The sequence below is a fragment of the Actinocatenispora comari genome, from assembly GCF_017312725.1.
GTDB lineage: Bacteria > Actinomycetota > Actinomycetes > Mycobacteriales > Micromonosporaceae > Actinocatenispora > Actinocatenispora comari.
Map to the genome: position 1 here is coordinate 1 of NZ_BOPO01000125.1, position 20,129 is coordinate 20,129.

General features: G+C 75.3%; 11 protein-coding genes and 1 pseudogene. 5 read left to right on the forward strand and 7 right to left on the reverse strand.

Annotated features, from left to right (window positions below; all coding sequences use genetic code 11):
• The 6 genes and pseudogenes from NUM_RS29665 to NUM_RS29690 all read right to left on the reverse strand — a co-directional run.
• Positions 1-306 (reverse strand): annotated as a pseudogene (locus NUM_RS29665) (two-component sensor histidine kinase); the annotation flags it as partial.
• Positions 307-467: 161 nt separating this feature from the next.
• Entirely contained in the window at positions 468-1,157 is a 690-nt protein-coding gene (locus NUM_RS29670) for a response regulator transcription factor (RefSeq protein ID WP_207128297.1), read from the reverse strand.
• Positions 1,158-1,315: 158 nt separating this feature from the next.
• A complete protein-coding gene (locus NUM_RS29675; RefSeq protein WP_207128220.1) occupies positions 1,316-2,410 on the reverse strand; it encodes a 3-deoxy-7-phosphoheptulonate synthase in 1,095 nt (364 codons plus the stop codon).
• Between the two features lie 205 nt (positions 2,411-2,615).
• Entirely contained in the window at positions 2,616-3,092 is a 477-nt protein-coding gene (locus NUM_RS29680) for a hypothetical protein (protein ID WP_207128221.1), read from the reverse strand.
• 129 nt (positions 3,093-3,221) lie between these two features.
• Entirely contained in the window at positions 3,222-4,280 is a 1,059-nt protein-coding gene (locus NUM_RS29685; RefSeq protein WP_207128222.1) for a hypothetical protein, read from the reverse strand.
• 365 nt (positions 4,281-4,645) lie between these two features.
• Positions 4,646-5,446, reverse strand: coding sequence for a maleylpyruvate isomerase N-terminal domain-containing protein (locus NUM_RS29690; RefSeq protein ID WP_207128223.1), 801 nt, complete (start codon positions 5,444-5,446; stop codon positions 4,646-4,648).
• A 566-nt stretch (positions 5,447-6,012) separates the two neighbouring features.
• On the opposite strand from NUM_RS29690, the gene NUM_RS29695 reads away from it, so the two are divergent.
• The 3 genes from NUM_RS29695 to NUM_RS29705 all read left to right on the forward strand — a co-directional run bounded on the left by NUM_RS29695 (position 6,013) and on the right by NUM_RS29705 (position 14,903).
• A complete protein-coding gene (locus NUM_RS29695) occupies positions 6,013-10,302 on the forward strand; it encodes a hypothetical protein (RefSeq protein WP_207128224.1) in 4,290 nt (1,429 codons plus the stop codon).
• Positions 10,299-13,652: a GTPase gene (locus NUM_RS29700; RefSeq protein WP_207128225.1), complete on the forward strand. Its 3,354-nt coding sequence runs from the start codon at positions 10,299-10,301 to the stop codon at positions 13,650-13,652. The genes NUM_RS29695 and NUM_RS29700 overlap by 4 nt, the downstream gene beginning before the upstream one ends.
• A gap of 84 nt (positions 13,653-13,736) precedes the next feature.
• Positions 13,737-14,903, forward strand: coding sequence for a hypothetical protein (locus NUM_RS29705; RefSeq protein WP_207128226.1), 1,167 nt, complete (start codon positions 13,737-13,739; stop codon positions 14,901-14,903).
• Positions 14,904-15,255: 352 nt separating this feature from the next.
• Here the strand turns inward: NUM_RS29705 and NUM_RS29710 are convergent, their stop codons facing one another.
• Positions 15,256-17,130 (reverse strand): hypothetical protein, encoded by a 1,875-nt coding sequence (locus tag NUM_RS29710; RefSeq protein WP_207128227.1) that lies wholly within the window; start codon positions 17,128-17,130, stop codon positions 15,256-15,258.
• 755 nt (positions 17,131-17,885) lie between these two features.
• On the opposite strand from NUM_RS29710, the gene pdhA reads away from it, so the two are divergent.
• Both pdhA and NUM_RS29720 read left to right on the forward strand, forming a co-directional pair.
• Positions 17,886-19,106, forward strand: coding sequence for a pyruvate dehydrogenase (acetyl-transferring) E1 component subunit alpha (pdhA, locus tag NUM_RS29715; protein WP_207128228.1), 1,221 nt, complete (start codon positions 17,886-17,888; stop codon positions 19,104-19,106).
• The gene (locus tag NUM_RS29720) at positions 19,106-20,119 is read left to right on the forward strand and encodes an alpha-ketoacid dehydrogenase subunit beta (protein WP_207128229.1); all 1,014 of its coding nucleotides are present in this window, start codon (positions 19,106-19,108) and stop codon (positions 20,117-20,119) included. The genes pdhA and NUM_RS29720 overlap by 1 nt, the downstream gene beginning before the upstream one ends.
• Positions 20,120-20,129 lie beyond the last annotated feature (10 nt).

Genomic DNA, 20,129 nt, shown 5'->3' on the forward strand with positions numbered 1-20,129 from the left:
CCGCGCCGAGGCGTCCACCGCCTCGCCACGGCCGAGCCGGCGCGCCACCCGGGACGGCACCCACGCGCGATCCGCCGTACCGTCCGTGATCACGGCGAGTTCCACCCCGGCCGCCCGCAGCCGGCGCACCAGCACGGCGGTACGCACCGGGCGGTCGGTCCGGTTCGCCACCAGCGCGGCGACCACGTCGGCCTGTTGGCCCAGGCCGCGCCGCTCGGCCCGGGTGCCGGCCGCGCGCGCCAGCGGCACCGCGACCGCCGCCGTCACCAGTACCGAGATCACCGCGACCGCGCAGGTCACCAGCATCGACCGGGCCACGATCCCGCGCCGCCCCACCGCACGACGCCCGTGCGGTCCAGCCCCGCCGGCCGACGCCGATCGGTACACCGGAGGCGGCGGCGCGGGCGTGCCGGACGGTGGCGGGCCTGGTGTCGGCGGGTCCGGCGGCGCGGGTGGTACAGGCTGGGTCATGGCGGGGGCTCCGCGGCGTAGCCGACGCCCCGGACGGTACGGATCGGGCTGGCCGCGCCGAGCTTCCCGCGCACCTGCGCCACGTGCACGTCGACGGTACGGGTGCCGGCCTGCGCGGCGTAGCCCCACACCGCGGCGAGCAGCTCGTCCCGGGTGAACACCCGCCCCGGCCGCGCCATCAGGTGCGCCAGCAGGTCGAACTCGGTGGCGGTGAACGGCACCGGCGCGTCGTCCAGGCTGACCCGGCGCCGCTCGGTGTCGACGGCGACCCGGCCCAGCCGGTACACCCGGTGGGTCGTCGGGCCGGCGGTACGCCGCAGCACCGCGTGCAGCCGGGCGACCAGCTCGCGCGGGCTGAACGGCTTGGTCAGGTAGTCGTCGGCACCCAGCTCCAGCCCGACCACCCGGTCCACCTCGTCGTCCGCGGCGGTCAGGAACAGCACCGGGGTCCAGTCGTCGGCGGCGCGCAGCTGCCGGCACACCTCCGTACCGTCGATGCCGGGCAGCCGGATGTCGAGCACCACGGCGACCGGCCGCTCCCGGCGTACCGCGGCCAGGCCGGTCTCGCCGTCGCCGTGGCAGCTCACCCCGAACCCGTCGCGGGTCAGGTACAGCCGGACCAGGTCGCTGATCGCCGGCTCGTCCTCGACGACCACGACCAGCCCGCGACGCTGCGTCTGAGTCAGCGCGTCCTCCCTGGCAGTACCGGTTGGTGGCCGCACCCGGCCATCATGCGCCGACGGTCGCCGAAGGATCGTCGCCGAGCCGGATGACGATCCGGTCACGGGTTCGTACGGGCCGGGTCAGATCCCGAACCGGCGACATCGGCACCCGGCCGCGACCGTCAGGTGCCGGCGATGGCAGCGGGGCCGGCGACCCGGTTGCGGCGGGCCCGCACCCCGTCGGCCAGCCGGTGCAGCACCGGTACCGTCGACTCCCAGCCCAGGCAGGCGTCGGTGACGCTCTGCCCGTAGGCCAGCTCGCCGGAGCCGCCCTCGATGCCGAGCGACTGCTTCCCGTCGGCCAGGAAGCTCTCCAGCATGACGCCGACGATGCCGCGCTGGCCGGCCGCCAGCTGGCCGGCGATGTCGTCGGCGACCAGCGGCTGGCGGGTGTGGTCCTTGCCGCTGTTGCCGTGCGAGCAGTCGATGATCACCCGCTCCGGCAGCCGCGCGTCGCGCAGCTGGCCCAGCGCGGCGGCGACCGGCTCGGCGGCGTAGTTGGGGCCGGACCGGCCGCCGCGCAGGATGACGTGGCAGTCCGGGTTGCCGGCGGTCTGCATGATCGCCGCCACGCCGTGCTCGGTCACGCCCGGGAACACGTGGGGTACCGCCGCGGCCCGCACCGCGTCGATCGCCACCCCGACGCCCCCGTCGGTACCGTTCTTGATCCCGATCGGCATGGACAGGCCGGACGCGAGCTGCCGGTGCACCTGGCTCTCCGCGGTCCGCGCGCCGATCGCGCCCCAGCTCACCGTGTCCGCCAGGTACTGCGGCAGGATCGGATCGAGGTACTCGCAGCCCACCGGCAGGCCGAGCGCGCCGATGTCCAGCAGCAGCCGGCGGCCGATCCGCAGCCCCTCGTTCGCCTCGAACGAGCCGTCCAGCCGCGGGTCGTTGAGCAGGCCCTTCCAGCCGACGACGGTGCGCGGCTTCTCGAAGTACACCCGCATCACGATCGCCAGGTCGTCGCGCAGCTCGTCGGCGACGCCGGCCAGCCGCCGGGCGTACTCCAGGGCGGCCGCCGGATCGTGCACCGAGCACGGGCCGACGATCACCAGCAGCCGGTCGTCGGTACCGGACAGCACGTCGGTGACGGCGCGCCGGCCGGCCCGTACGGTGGCGGCGACGGGTTCGGTGATCGGCAGCTCCTCGGCGAGCAGCGCCGGTTGCACCAGCGGGCGGACCGAGGCGATGCGGCGATCGCGGAGCGGTTCCATGACTGACCTTTCCGCAGGCCGCACGCGGTCCCATCCGGCCGGCCTGCTGCGGGAAACACGAAAGGCAGGGGAGGAATCCCCTGCCTTTGCCGGCTCTTGGATGGTTCGAGGCGTCAGTGCACGGTGGCCCGCCCGACCCCACCCAGGGCCGGCGATGTAAACCACGGATACAGACGCGTCACGACGGCGACTCTACCAGCAACGGTCAGCGCTGCCGGGGGATGCTCCGGCCCGTCGCGTGCCGGCGGGCGGCGAGTTCGTCGGTACCGGCGGTGAAGGTACGGCCGAACACGCTCACCAGGTGCGCGAGTTGCCGCCGGTGCGGCGCCCGGACCCACAGTTGATGCCGGTCACCGTCGACGGTGAACCGGAGGTCGAGCAGGCCGATCCGGTCCCGCGGGACCCAGCTGATCTCGGACAGTTCGGTCAGCTCGGCGGTGATCAGCGGCCGGACCCGGTCGAACAGCCGGCTCTGCCGGGTGACCACCAACCGCCTCCGGGTCAGCAGCAGGACCAGACCGGCGTTGAGGAAACGGTTCGGGTCGACGCACTGCGCGACCGCGAGCGCCGTGTCGTGCCGCCCGACGTCGCGCCGGAACACCGGTACGTGCCGGCTGACGGTCAACGTGTCCAGGCCGGCATCGGCCGCGGCGGGCAGCAGCGAGAGCGAGAACGTGTCCATGAAGATCCTTCCCCATCCGGGACAACTGCGGCTGGGGGATCTCGTCACGCGGTTCGACCCGATCCGGTGACGGACACGGCGAGGGCCCCGCACGTGGTGCGGGGCCCTCGGTCGCGTCGCGCTGGGTGCTCAGGTCAGCTTGTCGAGCGTGCTCTTCGCGCTCTCGATGGCCTGCGACCGCACCTTGTCCAGGTCGGAGTCGGACCACTTGCTGTCGTCCGAGTGGAACACCATCGGGCTCATCTGCAGCATGAAGCTGCCCTTGAGCACCTGCACGTACAGGATGGCGCCGCCGTCCGAGCCGTCACTCGACTCGCTGACGTACGAGCAGGCCTGGTCGCCGATGTCGGCGTCCTTCATCGACCCGCTCTTGACGTTGCTGGCGTCGTCGCCGCAGTAGTACTTGAACAGGTTGCTCGCGTCGCTCGCGGTGTCGAAGTACAACCCGGCGACCGACACCGAGGCGTAGGTGGAGCCGCTGTAGCTGCCGAACGTCTGGGTGGCGCGCACCTGGGTCATGGTGTCGTCGCTGGACTTGCTGTTCGACACCGAACCGGACGACTTCCCGTACGCGTCCTCGAACGGCGACCAGTCGACCTTGTCGTCGATCTTGTCCGGCGGCTCGCCGGTCGAGCCACCGTCGTCGGTGCTCTCGCTGTCGCTCGGCGCCGGCGAGGCGGAGGCCGAGGTCGAGGTGCTGCCCTTGGTCTCCGGCGGGTTGTCGTCCTTGCCGGACTTCGTCACCAGCAGCACGGTGACGACCACGATCGCCACCAGCACCAGCGCGCCACCACCGATGATCCCGCCGATCAGCGGGCCCTTGTTCCCGCCGCCGGAACCACCGGTGGGCGGCGGCGGGTAGCCGGGCGCGCCGTAACCGGGCGCGCTGGGCTGCCCGTACGCCGGGCCGCTCGCCGGGTTGGCCTGGTAGCTCGCGTACGGGTCCGGGCCGTAGCCGCCGGACACCGGCGCGCCCGAGTTTGGCACCCCCGAGTACGGAGCGCCGTCCGGCTGCTGCCAACCGGGGTCGGGCTGGCCGTACCCGGTCTGGTCGTACGACTGGGGTTGCTGACCATACCCGGGTTGCTGCTGACCGTAGCCGGGCTGCTGCTGACCATAGTCGGGCTGCTGACCGTAGCCCGGCTGGTTCCCGTAGCCGGAGTACGGATCGTAGGGGGGCTGCGTCACGGCGATACCTGAGCTTTCGGACGGGTGGTACGCGATGGGGGTCTGGCGCGCCGCGGCCAGAGGGCCAATGGCCCCGACGGCGGCACCGCCGGAGGCCCCGTGCGGACTTTCCATGGACCTGTTTCCGGACCCCCGGCCGAACGAGGCGAGTCCCCGTTGTTCGCTCACAAGGCGGAGGGCCGTCCGTGTGCCGGGTTCGCACTCGGACGGACCGACAACGCCGTGAGCGGGCAACGGGGGCCGCCGCAGTCGGCACGCGGGATCCGGAAACAGGTCCTGGCTCAGACCCTAGACAATCCGCGCCACTACCACACCATCGGCAGGCCGAGCCGGGACCAAGGACCCGGGATCAAACCGGACGTCGATCACGCGAAGAGGGGAAACTGCGCCGCTGCCGGACCCAGGAGCTCACGCTCCGTTGCGCTCAGCGGCGTTCTGCCGGTGCCCTTCAACACATAGTCACGGTCCCCCCAGCCGGGCCGCCGCACCCCCGCGCCGAGGAGCCCGTCCAGGGTGCGCCGGGTCAGCGCCAGCGGCAGCGGATCGGCGGTGGGCGCGTCGGCCAGTTCCAGCGTCATGTCCAGCCCGTGTACGCAGGCCTCCACGGCCAGCGTGGCGAGCAGGTCGGGCAGCGTCAGCACGTGCTGCTGGGTGCTGAGCAGCAGATCGGCGTCGGCGGCCCGGGCGGCGTGCACCACGGCCGCGGACGTCTCCTGCCAGAGCTGCACCAGGGTGCGCGGCCGGAACGCGGACGCGGCGATCCGGACCGCCCGGGCGTGCTCGTTCGCCCCGATCCGGGGGGACGCCGGGAAGGACCGCCAGTACGAGATGTAGTCGGTGTCGGCGACCCGGTCGTCCGGGGTGGCCAGCGCGATCAGCGCGCGCTGCGCGTCGAGCAGCACGTGGTAGAGCACGTCCAGCACCGACCAGCCGGTACACCGGGTGGGGCGGATCAGGTCGGTGTCGGGTCGGCCCTGCACGACCGCGGTGAGCTGCCGGTACCCGACCGTCAGCGCGGCGAGCGCCTGCTCCCGGGTGACCGCGGTGGGCTCCGCCGCCGGTACCGGGCCGAGAACGCCAGCCGGGCGGGGATCGGCGGGCACCTCGGCGTGACGCGGCGCGTCGTATCCGTCCTGCGGGGCCCGGTCGGCTCTCCTACCGTGCATGCGAACCAGCCCCGTTACAGTTGACAACGACCGATATAGGAAGAATATCCATCCAGCGGTACCGCCCGACTCTCGCACACCCGGTCGGGCCGCGATGTCACCGGTATGACAGATCCGTTGCGCCCGGGGTCGGCGTCATCGGGCAGGGCAGCTTACCGTTACCGAGGTCGAGGCGGGACCAAGCGAGACGCCGAGGCGGCGCCCGCCGCACGGAGGGGCATCATGTCACGCATGCCGGAAACATACCGTCGTTACCGATATCGGCTGCACGCTGGGGTGGAAACCGCGGCCGTGCTCTGGCGTGTGCGTTGTCGCCCGGTTGTTCGATCGGGCACCCTTGAGCCGTGACGACGCAGCGGGACAGCGGCGTCGCGCCAGCCGGGGGGCGACAGTTCACCGAGGCAGGTCGGCAGCCTGACGAGCCAGGCGACAACCGCCCGACGGACACCACGGAACCGAGCGGTTCCACGCATCGACCGTACCCACCCGAGCCGACGCGCGCCGAGCGCCGGGAGCCGACGGAGCACCATGCCCCGCCGGCCGCTCCGGACGATCTCGGTAACCAGGTGCTCGGCGAGGCGCTGCAGCAACTGCGCACCGCCGTCGCCGGCGTCCGGTTCAGCCTGGCCACGGCCGGCGCTGCGGAAGCCCGGCAGCTCGCCCGGCGGCTCGCCGGCACCCTGGACGACTACCTGTCCCCGCGGCTCGCCGAGCTGGCCGGGCCGCTGCTCGTCGTGGTCTGCGGCCCCACCGGCGCCGGCAAGTCGACGCTGGTCAACAGCCTGGTCCGGGCGCCGGTCAGCCAGGCCGGCGTGCTCCGGCCCACCACCCGGGCCCCGGTCCTGGTCGCCAACCCGGCGGACGCGTCCTGGTTCGGCCGGCCGCGGCTGCTCGCCACCTTCGCCCGCACCGGGGGTACCCCACCGCAGGGCCGGCACCTGCAGGTGGTGGCCGCCCCGGCGCTGCCGCCCGGGCTGGCGCTGCTGGACGCGCCGGACATCGACTCCGTCGCCGCGGACAACCGGGAGCTGGCCGACGAGCTGATGAGCGCCGCCGATGCCTGGCTGTTCGTCACCACCGCCAACCGCTACGCGGACGAGACGCCCTGGCAGCTGCTGCGCACCGCCCGGGACCGCGACGCCGGGCTCGCCGTCGTACTGGACCGGATGCCGGTCGGCGAGGCGCGCCGGATCCGCAGCCACCTGTCCCGGCTGCTGGCCGAGGACGGGCTGGCCGACGTCCCGGTGTTCGAGCTGGCCGAGTCCGCGATGGGCCACGAGCGGCTGCTGCCGGAGGAGCAGGTCGCCGCGCTGCGCGACTGGCTCGAACGGCTCGCCGCCGACGGCGCCGCCCGCGCCGCGGTGGCCCGGCAGACCCTGGACGGCGCGATCGGCACGCTGCCGGCCAAGCTCGCCGTGCTCACCACCGAACTCGCCGCGCAGCACCGCGAGTCCGACACGCTGCGCGCCGAGGTGCGTATCGCACACGCGCACGTCCTGTCCACAGTGGACGACGCGATCCGGGACGGCGGGCTGCTCGGCGGCGAGCTCGCCGCCCGCTGGCAGGAACTCGTCGTCGGCGGCGAGCTGGTCCGCGCCGTACAGTCCCGCTCCGGGCGGCTGCGCGACCAGCTGCTGGTCTCGCTGACCGGGCGCGCGCTGCCCGGACGGCAGTTCGTACCGGCGGCCAAGGCGGCCCTGCACAGCCTGGTCGACGAGACGCTGGCCGACGCGGCCCGCCGCATCGCCGACGGATGGCGGCGCGGTCCGGCCGGCACCGCACTGCTGTCCGATGTGGACAGTTACACCCCGCCCGATCTGGTCGCGCGGTGGTTCGACGACCTGGACGAGTGGATCCGGACCGACGACGGGCAGCGCTCGGTGGCCCGGCAGACCGAGTACACGATCGCGGCGGTGCGGCTGCTCGTGCTGGTCGCGGTGCTCATCGCGCCGGCGCGCACCGACGCCACCGGCTCCGAACGCGCGATGCTCGACACCGTCCTCGCCGACCCGGTGGTGCGGCGCATCTCCGGTACCGCCCGCGACGAGCTGATCGGCCGGCTCCGCGAGCTCGCCGACCAGCAGCGCCGCCGGTACGACGCGGCGCTCAACCGGGTCGCGGTGGACGACGCCGCGATGGTCGCACTGAGTACCGCGGCCGAGGCGCTGGTGCCGGCCCGTACCGCGGCGGCGCTGGTCACCGAGCGCCGCTCGCTGCCACCGGCGACGCCACCCGCACCGCCGGCGCCGGCTCCGACGACCGGCGCGCTGCCCGGCCCGGACAGCCCGCTCTTCCACCCGGCACCCGAACCCACCGGTACCGAGCCGACCCGTCCCGCCGGCATCGACGCGACCGCCCCCGCGACACCCGAACCCGGCGGTACCGAGGCGACCGGCGCCGACGTGGCCGCAGCGGTCGACGAGAGCGGCCCGGTGCATGCGACAGCTTCGGCCGATGAAGTCGGCCCGGCGCATCCGGCAGCTTCGGCCGACGACGTCGGCCCGGCGCATCCGGCAGCTTCGGATGACGAGGGCGGGGCGGCGCATCCGGCAGCTTCGGCCGAGGAGGGCGGCCCGGCGCATCCGGCAGCTTCGGATGACGAGGGCGGGGCGGCGCATCCGGCAGCTTCGGCCGACGACGGCGGGGCGGCAGCACCGACCGACGCCGACGAGGCCGGGCCCGCGTCGGATGCCACCGCCGACGTGCCCGGCGGCGCCGACCCGACAGCCGGCGCCGCGGACACCACCGGAACGGCGAGCCTCGACACCTCACCGGAGCAGCGGAGCAGCGGCACCGACGAGACGACCGCGAGCGACGACACCGACGAGACGCCCCAGAGCGACGAGAACCGCGGCACCGACGAGGCCTCGGACGCCGCGGACGGCGGCGCGGACACGATGGCGCCGAGCCACGAGGACGGCGCCGACGTGGCAGCGGCGGTCGACGAGGGCGCCCCGCTGCATGCGGCAACTTCGGTCGACGAGGGCCTCCCGGCAGCACCGGCCGACGAGCACGGCCCGGCAGCACCAGCCGACGAAGGCGGCCCGGCAGCACCGGCCGACGCCGGCGATGCTCCGCGCGCGGCAGCACCGGCCGACGAGGGCGGCGCAGTCGACGTGGCGATGCCGGACGCCGGGGCGGGCGGGTCGAGTGCCGACACAGCGTCGACCGTCCGCATCGAACAGGTCGATGCTGCCGAGACAGCGGTGTCGGTGGCCCACTCCGAGCCGGGTGACGCGGCACCAACCCGCCCGACCGAGCCGACCGACCCGCCCACCACTCCGACCGAGGCGAACGACGCGGGCGAGCCTGCGGTGGCGAGTACGAAGGTCAGGGGCACCGGAACGTCCGGATCGGACGGTGGCGGGGCCACCACGGCCGAGGACGTGACGCCGGAACGTCCGTCGGGTGCCGCGGATGCCTTCGGCGAGCACGAGCCACCCGTGCCGTCCGGGTCGCCCACTCCGGAGGCGCCGGCGGCGAACGGACAGCCAGCGTCGAGCGGCCGGTCGAACCGGACGGCCAGCGCGGACACCTCGACTGTCTCCGAGGCTCGCGCGGCCGCGGAGACGGCAGTCGCCGGCAGCGGGGTGGCGGACGGCGCGGTCACCCGCCCCGAGGCAGTACCGGATGCGGGCGAGCCCGGACCGAGCCACACCACGCCGGGCGACACCACCAGCGAACGGAACCCGTCCGAGGGCGTACGGCGGCGGGCGGTCCGCCAGGCCACCGACACCACGTCGAGCGAGGACGACCGCGAGCAGGGTCGGGACGAGACCGAGCCGGCGGACGACGCGCCCGAGGCCGGCGGCGAGTCGGCCGACCCCCGTGCGCTCCGCGACAGCACCGAGCCCACCCACGACACCCCGGCGCCCGACACCCGCGAACCAACCGACGACATGGCAACACCCGGCACCGCCGAACCGAGTGACGGCGCGACGAGTGATGGCGCGACCGGCCCGGTTGGCGGCACCGCGCCACCCGACGGCACCGAACCCACCGACGACACGGCAACACCCGGCGCCACCGAGCCAACCGACGACACGGGCGCCAGCGACCAGACCACGGTCGACCACCAAGCCGAACGCGACACCGCCGAACCGACCGGCGACGCAACGGGCGATGGCCGTACCGAAGTCGACGGCACGGCGCCACCCGACGCTCCCCAACCAACCGACGACACGGCGACCGACCGCCAGGCCACGGCCGACCACCAGGCCGAGCACGACACCGCCGAACCGACCGGCGACGGTACGGGAGTCGACGGCATCGGGCCAGCCGAACCGACCGGCGGCGTGGCAGCCGGTGCCGCCGAACCGACCGGCGGCGTGGCAGCCGGTGCCGCCGAACCGACCAGCGGCGCGGCAGCCGACGGCCGTACCGACGTCGACGACCGTGCGGACCGTGACGCCGCCGAGGCCGCGGACCCGGTCGACGGCATCGCGGTACCCGACGCCTTCGGGCCGAGCGGCGACGCGACGAGCGACGACGGGCCGGGCGGCGATGGGATCGGGGCGGTCGACGGCGGGGTGCCACCGGGCGCTGCGGGGCCGGCCGACACGACGAGCGGCGGCACCGAGCGGACGGGCGCCGAGACGGCGCCCGACACCGGCGAGGCGACGGGCGGGGCCCCCGCCGCCGGGGGCGAGGCGGGAGACGACGCGGCCGGTACGGGCGGCACCGGTGCGGCGCACGGCGTGGCCGGGGCCAGCGACGGAGCGGCAGCCACCGCCGAGCGACCGGCCACCGATGACGGGACCGCGACGGGCGGCGGGCGGACGGCCGAGGACGGCCGTACCGGTCGGGCGGGCGTCGCGAGCGAGACCACCGACGGCACCGGCCAGGAGGACACGTGAGCCGGCCAGAATCGGCGCGTACCGGCGCGGACGACGACGCCGATCCGGAGATGACCGCCTGGATCCAGCAACTCGCCTCGGACGAGCCGCTGCCGGATCCGCACCAGCCGGCAGCCGAGCCGGTACCCGCGTCGACGCCGGACGCGGCCGAGCAGCCCGCGGTACCGGACCGGGCCGGGCGGGCGCACCGGGGCTCGCACCGCCGCGGCGGCCGGTCCAGGGCGACGACCAGTGGCGGCGAGCGCTCCGACGGTGCCCCGACCGCCGCTGCGGCCGGCGGTGGGCCCGCGGCGCCGGCCGCCGCGACGGCCGGCGCCGCGACCGACCACCCTGCCGACCGGTCCGCTGGCGACCGGTCCGCCGGCGACCGGTGGGCTGCCGACCGGTCCGCTGGCGACGACGGAGGAGCCGCCGCCACCGGCGCAGCGGACGGTTCCGCCGCGCCGACCCCCGGCGCCCCGGCGCCGCAACAGCCCGCCGACACCGCACACCATCGGTCCGACGCCGCACGACACCCCGCCGACACCACGCGTCCGCCCAGCGCCGCGCAGCATCCGACCGACCCCGGGCAACAGCAGCCGACCGACGGCACGCAGCATCCGGCAGATGCCACCCGGCAGCCGAGCGGCGCCACGCAGCACCCGACCGGTACGGCGGGTCCGGTCGACGACGCGGGACAGCGCACCGGCGGCCCCACCTCACCGCACCTGGCCGACACGGCTCCGGCACACGCGGCCGGTACCGCAGCGAACGCCGCGGACGCCCCGGCGCGACGTGCGACGGACGGGCGGGCGCAGCGCGCGGCCGACCGGACCGGGCCGGCGCCCGCCGGGACGGCGCAGCACCCGGACGGCCCCGCGGCGCCGCGGCAGGTCGAGACCACGTCGGCGGCGTCCAGGTTCGACGACGGGCCCGGGCCGAGCCTGCCCGTACCGGCCGATCCGGCGCAGGCCGCCGCCCTCGGCGACGCCGGGAACGGGCGTCCGGTCCCGAGCGATCCGACCACGCACCCGGACACCGCCGGTTCCGCGCGCCACCAGACCGGCACCGAGCCGGCTCGGCACCACGCCCGCACCGCACCGGCCGAGCACCAGGGCACGGCCGAACCGACCCGCCACCAGGCCGACAGCGAACCGGGACGGCACCCGGCCGGTACCGAGACGGGTCGGGTCGACGCCGCCAGCGGACCTGCCGGACACCAAGGCGGACACCAGGGCACCGCCGAGCCCGCCCGGCATCGGGCCGGTACCGGCCCCGTCGCTCCGACGACGCAGCAGGTCGGCGAGCCGGGCCGGGAAACGACGCCGTACCCGGATCCGGCCGTACCGGTCGCGCCCCGAGACGTTCCGCTCGGCGAACTGCCGGCGCGGCTGCGGGCGCTGGGCGAGTTCGTCGCGGCGACCGAGGGGCGGGTGCCCGCCGACCGGCTCGCTCCGGCACGCGCGCTGCTGGCCCGCGCCGACGAGCGGCTGGCGTTGTCCGACCGGCACACCGTCGTGGTGCTGGCCGGTACCACCGGGAGCGGGAAGTCGCGGCTGTTCAACGCGCTGACCGGGCTGGACCTGTCCCGGGTCGGTGCCCGCCGGCCGACCACCGCGGACCTGCACGCCTGCATCTGGGAACCGGCCGGTACCGGGCCGCTGCTCGACTGGCTCGGCGTGCCGCCGGAGAACCGTACCGAGCGGGAGAGCGTGCTCGACGGTGACGCGCAGCGGGCACTGCACGGGCTGGTGCTGATCGACATGCCCGACTTCGACTCGATCGAGCACGGGCACCGGCCGATGGTGGAGCGGCTGATCGGCTCCGCCGACATGGTGTTGTGGGTGCTCGACCCGCAGAAGTACGCGGATCGCACCGTGCACGAGCACTACCTGTCGTCGCTGGCCGACCGGGACGCCGCGCTCACCGTCGTCCTGAACCAGGTCGACCGGCTGCCGGCGGCCGACGTCGACCGGCTGGCCGCCGACCTGCGCCGGCTGCTCGCCGAGGACGGCCTGCCCGCCGCGCCGGTGCACCTGGCCTCGGCGCGGACCGGCCTCGGCGTCGCCGCGCTGCGCTCCGCGCTCGCCGACGTGGTCGCCAGCCGGCAGGCCGCGACGGTACGCATCGCCGCCGACCTGACCGCAACCGCCGACGGCCTGGCCGACCTGACCGACGCCGAGCCACCGACCGGGTTGGCGACGGACGAGCTGGCCGACCGGCTGGCCGCGCACGTCGGGGTGGCCGGCCTGGTCGACGCCGCCGAGCAGGACATGCGCCGCCGCGGCCGGCGGGCGACCGGCTGGCTGTTCGTCCGCCGGGCGCTCGGCGGCCGCAACCCGGACCGCATCCTCGCGCAGGAGCGCTACGACCTGGACTGGCTCGACGACACCACCCCGGCCGACCCGACCGCGGCCACCGCCGCCGCCACGCCTACCGACAGCGTCGCAGGCACCGTCACCAACGCCGGCTCCGGCAGCACTCCGGCAGCCGCCGGCGGCTCGAGCACCGCGGGCACCAGCGGCCCCGCACGTGCCCCCGGCGGCACGAGCGACGCGGGCGCCAGCGGTCCCGCTCGTCCCGCCGGCGACGCGGGCACCGACGGCCCGGCAGGTACCGCAGGTGTCCTCGGCGGCGCGGGTCCGGCGCACGCCGATCGCGAACCCGCCGACTCCGGAGCCGGCACTTCCCAGCCGGCAGGCAGCGAAGACGCCAGGTCCGAAGCCGCCACGATCAGGGACGCGGTGGCCGGCACCGGCGGCGCGGCCGTACGCGGGGGCGCGGCGCGGCCGAGCGGGGCCGGCGGTCGGCACGGAGCGGGCGACGGCCGCCAGCCCGTACCGGAGCGGGAGGCGCCGCGGCGCGTCGGCCTCGGCGGGGTGCTGCGGTCCGGCCTCGGGCCGGCGCTCGACCGGCTCCCGGCGCCCTGGCGCGACTCGCTGCGCGGTGCGCTGACCGAGCAGGTGCCGACGCTCGCCGGGCGGCTCGCGGCACTGCCGGCCCAGGCCGCCCGCGGTACCCGGCCGGCCTGGTGGACGGTGCTCGGTGTGCTGCAGTGGGTGTGCGGGGCTGCCGCGGTGATCGGCGCCGGCTGGCTGATCGCCGCGACGGTCTCCGCCGCGGTACCGGATCCCGCGCTGGCAGCGCTGTGGCTGCTGGTCGGCGGGGTGCTGGTCGGCGTACTGGCGTCGCTGGCCGCGCTGCCGCTGGTGCGCCGGGCGGCGCGGACCGAACGGGGCGCGTTGGACGCCGCGCTGCGCTCCGCGGTCGCCGCCGCGGCACGCGACTGCGTGCAGGACCCGGTCGAGGCGGAGCTGACCGCCTACCGCACCGCGCACGCCGCCCTCGCCACCGCCCGCGGCCGTCGGTAGGAGTCGGGCGGGCCACGGCGCGTCCCGACCGCCCGGCTCGGTGACGCGAGTGGGGGTCGGTGCGGGTCCACGTAGGCTGGGCGGATGTCCGTCTCGGGGAAGCAGCAGGAATTCTTTGCGCCGATCCTGGCCGCGTGCGCGCCGATCGCCGCCGTGGACACCGCGTTGGACGCCGAGTTCGCGGTGTCCGCGCTGCTCGGCGGGGCGTACGCGGCGGCCGACGAGGAGCGCGCCGCCGCGGTCGCCCGGTTCGCCGAGGACCTGGTGTCGGTCCTGGACGGGCGGGACGACGCGCTCGCCGGCGCGCTGCTGGCCGGGCTGTCCGGGGTGGCGCCGGCCGCCGTGGCCGGTCATGCCCGGGCCGCGTTGGACGCCGGGACCCGCCCGGTCTGGGCCGCCGAGATCGGTACCGCCCGGTGCACGGATGCCTGGGCGATGAGCGACGTCTACGGCGACCAGACGGAGTTCGTCCTGGTCTTCGAGTTCGCGGACCGGGATCGTGGCGGCGCACCGCACGCGTGCTGCGTGTTGACCGACGCGAACCTCGGCGTGGTGAAGGACTGCTGGACGTCGACCGAGCCGGAGCGGGTGCTGGCGGACTGCCGGCGCAGCGCCGCGAGCAACGACGACCTGCGGCTCGCCGAGGTCGCCCCGAGTACCGCCCGCGCCGCGGTCGAGCCGCTGCTGGCCCGCACCGACGAGTTGCCCGAGCTGCCCGACTCGACCGAGTTCGCCGAGGACCGGGCGCTGCTGCTGGCCCGGCTGGCCACGCTGCCGACTGCACCGGCCGAGGCCGCCGACGGCGCCGACCCGGTGGCGGAGTTCCTGGCCGCGTCGGAGGCGGAGATCGACGACGCGCCGGACGGCGTGGTCGAGGCGTGCGCCCGGCTGATCGCCGAGTACGCGGCGGCCGACCCGTACCGGTGGAGCCCGACCGCGGCCGAGCAGTTCCTGGTCGACTGGGTACCGACGTCGGCGGTGCTGGACGCCGAGTGCGTCGACTGGCTGCCCACCGTGCTGCTGGCCTTCGTCACGTACGCCGGGCACCGGCGCGGCCTGCCCGAGGACGCCGTGATGGACACGCAGGACGCGATCCGGGAGCACCTGGACGACTTCGCCGCCGCGATGGCGGACGCGGCCGGCAACGCGGTGACCGCCGCGCAGGTGGCGCGGGCGATGCTCGCCGACGGTGTCGACCCCACCGATCAGGACGCCGTGCGTACCTGGCTGGCCAGCAACCTGCCCCGCTGACCCGACCGCGCCACTCCGAGCCCCGGCGGGCAGTTGATCGCGCCGGTCCCCACCGGCGCGGGACGCAGCCGTCGGTACAGCCTGCACCGCGGGCGGTTGAGGTCGCCTGCCCCTCGCGCGACGGTCGACACTGGCGCCCGCCGCGTACGGCCACACTGCACCGCCAGCGTGGGCCTTCGGCACTGCCCTGACGCCTCGTTGATCGTGCCGGCGGCCGCGCGGACGCGCTGACCCGGCCGGCTCCGCACGGCACAGGCAGCGCGGCCCGGCTCCGCTCCGCGGGTCCCACCGGATGCTCTGGCACGAGGGCGCCGGAGCGACCGACCGGTAGCCGGGCTGGCGCTGCGGCCGGTCAGTGTCGGTGGCGGCCGGTACCGGTGCCGTGGGCGTCGTGCCCCGGGACAGCCGGCCGGGCGAGGGTGGCAGCCGGCCGGTGCTGCTCGGCGTCGGGCCGGCCCGGCCCGGCCTGGTGGTCGGCCGGTTCGGACCGCGTCGTCGGCGCGGTCGCCGGACGACCGGCGGTACCGACGCCGGCGTTGCTCGCCGTCGCGCCCACCGGGTCGACGGCCGCCCGTGTCCTAGTGTGCCGCCCGCCGGTGGCCGCGGTACCGCTGGCGTTGCCGCCGGGCGCCGACGCCCCGTTGCCGTTGGCCACGGTGTCGCCGTTGGTGGCGGCACCGGGTCGCGTCGGTGCGGCCTGGCCGGTCGGGCCGGCCTCCGGCGCAGCGCCGGCCGCCCGCGTCGGTGCGTCGGTGGTGGCCTTGCTCGCATTCGCGGTAGGTCCGCTCGCGGCACCGTCGACGGCGCCTCGTGCTGCGGCGGTGCCGCCGATCGAGGTTGCGGCCCCACCGGTCGGCGACGCGTCGGCAGGCGCCGGGCCGGTGGGAGGCGTTGCGGGAGAAGCCGGTGCGGTCCGCTGCGGCGAAACGGGGCCCGCCGGAGCCGCGGGCGCAGCCGCGGCGGGGCCGGTCGCTGCCGGCCCGCGAGCGACGGTCGCGCCGCTCGGGTCAGGTGCAGTCGCCGCCGGAACAGATGCGGTAGCTGCCGGCGCACGAGCGACGGTCGAGCCGCTCGGGTCAGGTGCAGTCGCCGCCGGAGCAGGTGCGGTGGCCGCCGGAACAGGTGGGGTGGCCGCCGGAGCGAGGGTGGCGGACCGGGCGGTCATGGTCCAGGTCGCGCCGGACGGGTCCTGCACGGTCCAGGCCGCACCGTCCCGGCCGGTACCGGCGGGGCCTGCTGGCGCGGCGGGTCGCGCCGCGAACCACGTCGGGTCGGCCTGATCGCCGGCCGGCACCGCCGCGCCGGGGCCGGCGGCGGGGGTCGCACCGTCGCTAGCGGCGGTGGGCAGCAGGACCACCGGGGCGACGCGGTTGCCGGTGACGACGAACCCGGCCAGCGCGACGCGGTCGGAGCCGGGCCGCCCGCCGGTCCGGGCCGCCGGTGCCGGCGGACCGAACACGATCGGCGCCGCGGTCTGCGCCCCCGGGATCAGCGTGATCGGACCGGCGGTACCCGCGACGGGGGCCACCGGGCCGAACACGATCGGCAGGGTGGTGGCCTGCTCCATCGGCGGCAGCACGAACCGGAGGCCGTCGTACCGGATGATCGTGGTGCCGTTCGGGCCGGGTTCGACGACGGGCTGCTCGGGATCGGTCGAGCCGGTGCGACCGGCGTGGTCGCCCTCCCGTTCCCGATCGCTTTCCCGCTCGCGGTCGCTCGGCGCACCGGCCTGCGGCCCGCGCGCCTCGGGACGGCCGACGGCAGCCCCGCCGTCGTGCCGACCTGGCCCGCCGTCGTGGGCGCCCCGGGCGTCGCCGTGGCCGGACGAAGCGGTGGGGCCGGCGGCCCCGTCGTGGCCGGGTGCGGCGCCGGAGTCGCCGCGGGGCTGTGCCGGGTCGGCGGGTTTGGCGGCAGGGTCGGGTACGACGACGGGCGCGTTGCCGGGGCTCTTGAGGAACGGGGTGGTCTCGGCGAGCGGAGCGCTGCGCAGCCGGTCCGCGCCGGCCGCCATCAGCACGGTCGAGGCCGCGACGGTGACGGCGACGAGGCTCACCAGTACGAGGGTGATCTTGCGGCCGGCGATCGTGTGGGCGGCGGCCCGGGAGCGCGCTCGCAGCCCCGCGGCGATCCGCCCCATCAATCCGGAAATATGGGCATGCAGCGCGGCGGCCAGGCCCGGGTTTCCGTTGCCGCGCACAAGGTGCGGCGTCTCGGTCCGCTCGGCCACGCCGGAGAGGTTAGCCCCATCGGCACCCGCCCCGTCAGCCCCGGTTCGGCCATTCGTCGGGGCACACGCGTCGGAAGTGGTGACGGTCACTCGCATGCCGCTCGCCTCCTCGACTCCGTACCGTGTCCGCGCCGTACCGGAGTGCCGTCGGGCGATGCGGGGCAACGTGCCTCGCTGTGCCGTACGTCGGCTAGGACCGGTACGAGCGGCTACTCCGGTTCCTGCCGCACTACCTGAGTATTGTTGCACTTCGTGAGCTCTGTGTATACACACAGTTGTTTTCCCTGCATCCAGCGCCCTCCCGCGCCGCCCCTGCCCTGAACGCTGGTAAAGGCTGGTTACGGTCGCGTAGGTTCCCGGTGGACCCCTGGAGAGCCGCACCGGGGCGCGACCAGCGGATCGTGATCGACCCGTCGGACGCGCGCTGGGGTGCGGTTCGCCGCTGCGACAGGCACGAGCGCGGGGGTCGCGGGGCCGAGCCACAGCCGACCGGCTGGCTCCCTCGCGACCACCGGAGCCCGTACGATGGCGGCACGGGATGTGGCGGCCATCACCCTCGATGGAGTCGCATCCGAGCTGACATGCTGTTGGGCAATCGGCAACGGGGCCGATGATCGCGCACACCCGCGATCCGGCCCCTGCGCCGACGCTCCCGCCGGGCGAACCCCCAACCGGGGTCCGCGCGGCACGACGGAGACGTCGACCGGTGCGGTAACCCCACACCGGCGACGCAAGCAGAGGGAGAGGGATCGGACATGGGTGACAAGCCCGCGACGAAGGGGCGGCCCGCCACCAAGGCCCGGTCCGGTGCCCGGCGGTCACGCCCGGCATCGACACCGGCCGACGCGGCGGCGCTCCAGGGGTCCGCAGGAGAGCATGGGTCCGCCCAGGAGCCGGAGTTCGTGCAGCTGCTCACCCCGGACGGGGAGCGGGTCGAGCACCCGGACTACTCGGTCGACTTCACCGACGAGCAGCTGCAGGGGCTCTACCGCGACCTGGTGATCGTGCGGCGGCTCGACCTGGAGTCGACCGCGCTGCAGCGGCAGGGGCACCTGGCGATCTGGGCCAGCCTGGAGGGCCAGGAGGCGGCGCAGATCGGCTCCGGCCGGGCGCTGCGCAACCAGGACATGGCCTTCCCGACGTACCGCGAGCACGGCGTGCTGTGGTGCCGGGGCGTCGACCCGACCGCCCCGCACGGGCTGTTCCGCGGCAACGACCACGGTGACTGGGATCCGGCCAAGCACAACGCCAACCTGTACACGCTGGTCATCGGCGCGCAGACGCTGCACGCGGTGGGCTACGCGATGGGCATCAACTACGACGGCAAGGTCGGCACCGACGACGGCGAGGCGGCGATCGTCTACTTCGGCGACGGGGCGTCCAGCCAGGGCGACGTGCACGAGGCGTGCGTGTTCGCCGGCGTCTACCACGCGCCGGTCGTGTTCTTCTGCCAGAACAACCAGTACGCGATCTCCGAACCGGTCGAGCGGCAGACCCGCACCCCCATCTACCAGCGCGCCGCCGGGTACGGCTTCCCCGGCGTGCGGGTGGACGGCAACGACGTGCTGGCCTGCTACGCGGTCGCCCGGCACGCGCTGGACCAGGCGCGGCACGGCCAGGGCCCGACGCTGATCGAGGCCTACACGTACCGGATGGGTGCGCACACCACGACCGACGACCCGACCCGGTACCGCACCGGCAGCGAGGTCGAGTCGTGGAAGCAGCGCGACCCGATCACCCGGATGCGCGCGTACCTGACGAAGGCGGGCATCGGCGACGACGACTTCTTCGCCTCGGTCGACGCGGACGCGGACCGGATCACCGGCCGGCTCCGCGAGTTCGTGATCGGCATGCCCGACCCGGACTCGAGCCGGCTGTTCGAGCACGTGTACGCGGAGGAGTCGCCGCTGCAGGACGCCGAGCGCGCCTGGTTCGAGCAGTACCAGAGCAGTTTCGTCGGGGAGGGGGCGCACTGATGGCCAAGCAGCAGGGACCGCTGACCGGTACGCAGACGTTGACCATCGGCAAGGCGCTCAACCTCGGCCTGCGCCGGGCGCTGGAGGACGACCCGAAGGTGCTGCTGATGGGCGAGGACGTCGGCCGGCTCGGCGGCGTCTTCCGGATCACCGACGGGCTGCAGAAGGACTTCGGCGAGGATCGCGTGCTCGACTCGCCGCTGGCCGAGGCGGGCATCGTCGGTACCGCGATCGGGCTGGCCATGCGCGGCTACCGGCCGGTCTGCGAGATGCAGTTCGACGGGTTCTCCTACCCGGCGTTCGACCAGGTCACGAACCAGCTGGCGAAGATGCACTACCGCTCCCGCGGGCGCATCACGCTGCCGGTCGTCATCCGGATCCCGTTCGGCGGCGGCATCGGCTCGGTGGAGCACCACTCCGAGTCGCCGGAGACCTACTACATGCACACGGCCGGGCTGAAGGTCGTCACCCCGTCGTCCGCGCTCGACGCGTACTTCATGATCCAGCAGGCGATCCGGTCGAACGACCCGGTGATCTTCCTGGAGCCGAAGGCGCGCTACTACGAGAAGGGCGAGGTCGACCTGGACGCCTCGCTCGCCAGCGCGGAGCCGCTGCACCGCTCCCGGGTGGTACGGGCCGGCACCGACGCCACCGTGGTCGGCTACGGCCCGACCATGCGGGTACTGCGCGACTCCGCCGACGCCGCCGCCGAGGACGGCCGCTCGCTGGAGCTGATCGACCTGCGCACGCTCTCCCCGCTCGACCTCGACCCGGTGTACGAGTCGGTCAAGCGCACCGGCCGGCTGATCGTGGTGCACGAGGCGCCGAACAACGCCGGGCCGGCCGCGGAAATCGCCGCGCGGGTGCAGAGCGAGTGCTTCTATTCGCTGGAGGCGCCGGTGCAGCGAGTGACCGGGTTCGACACGCCCTACCCGGCCTCGAAGCTGGAAGAGCACTTCCTGCCCGATCTGGACCGGGTGCTCGACGCCGTCGACCGTACCTTCAGCTACTAGGAGTCGCCCG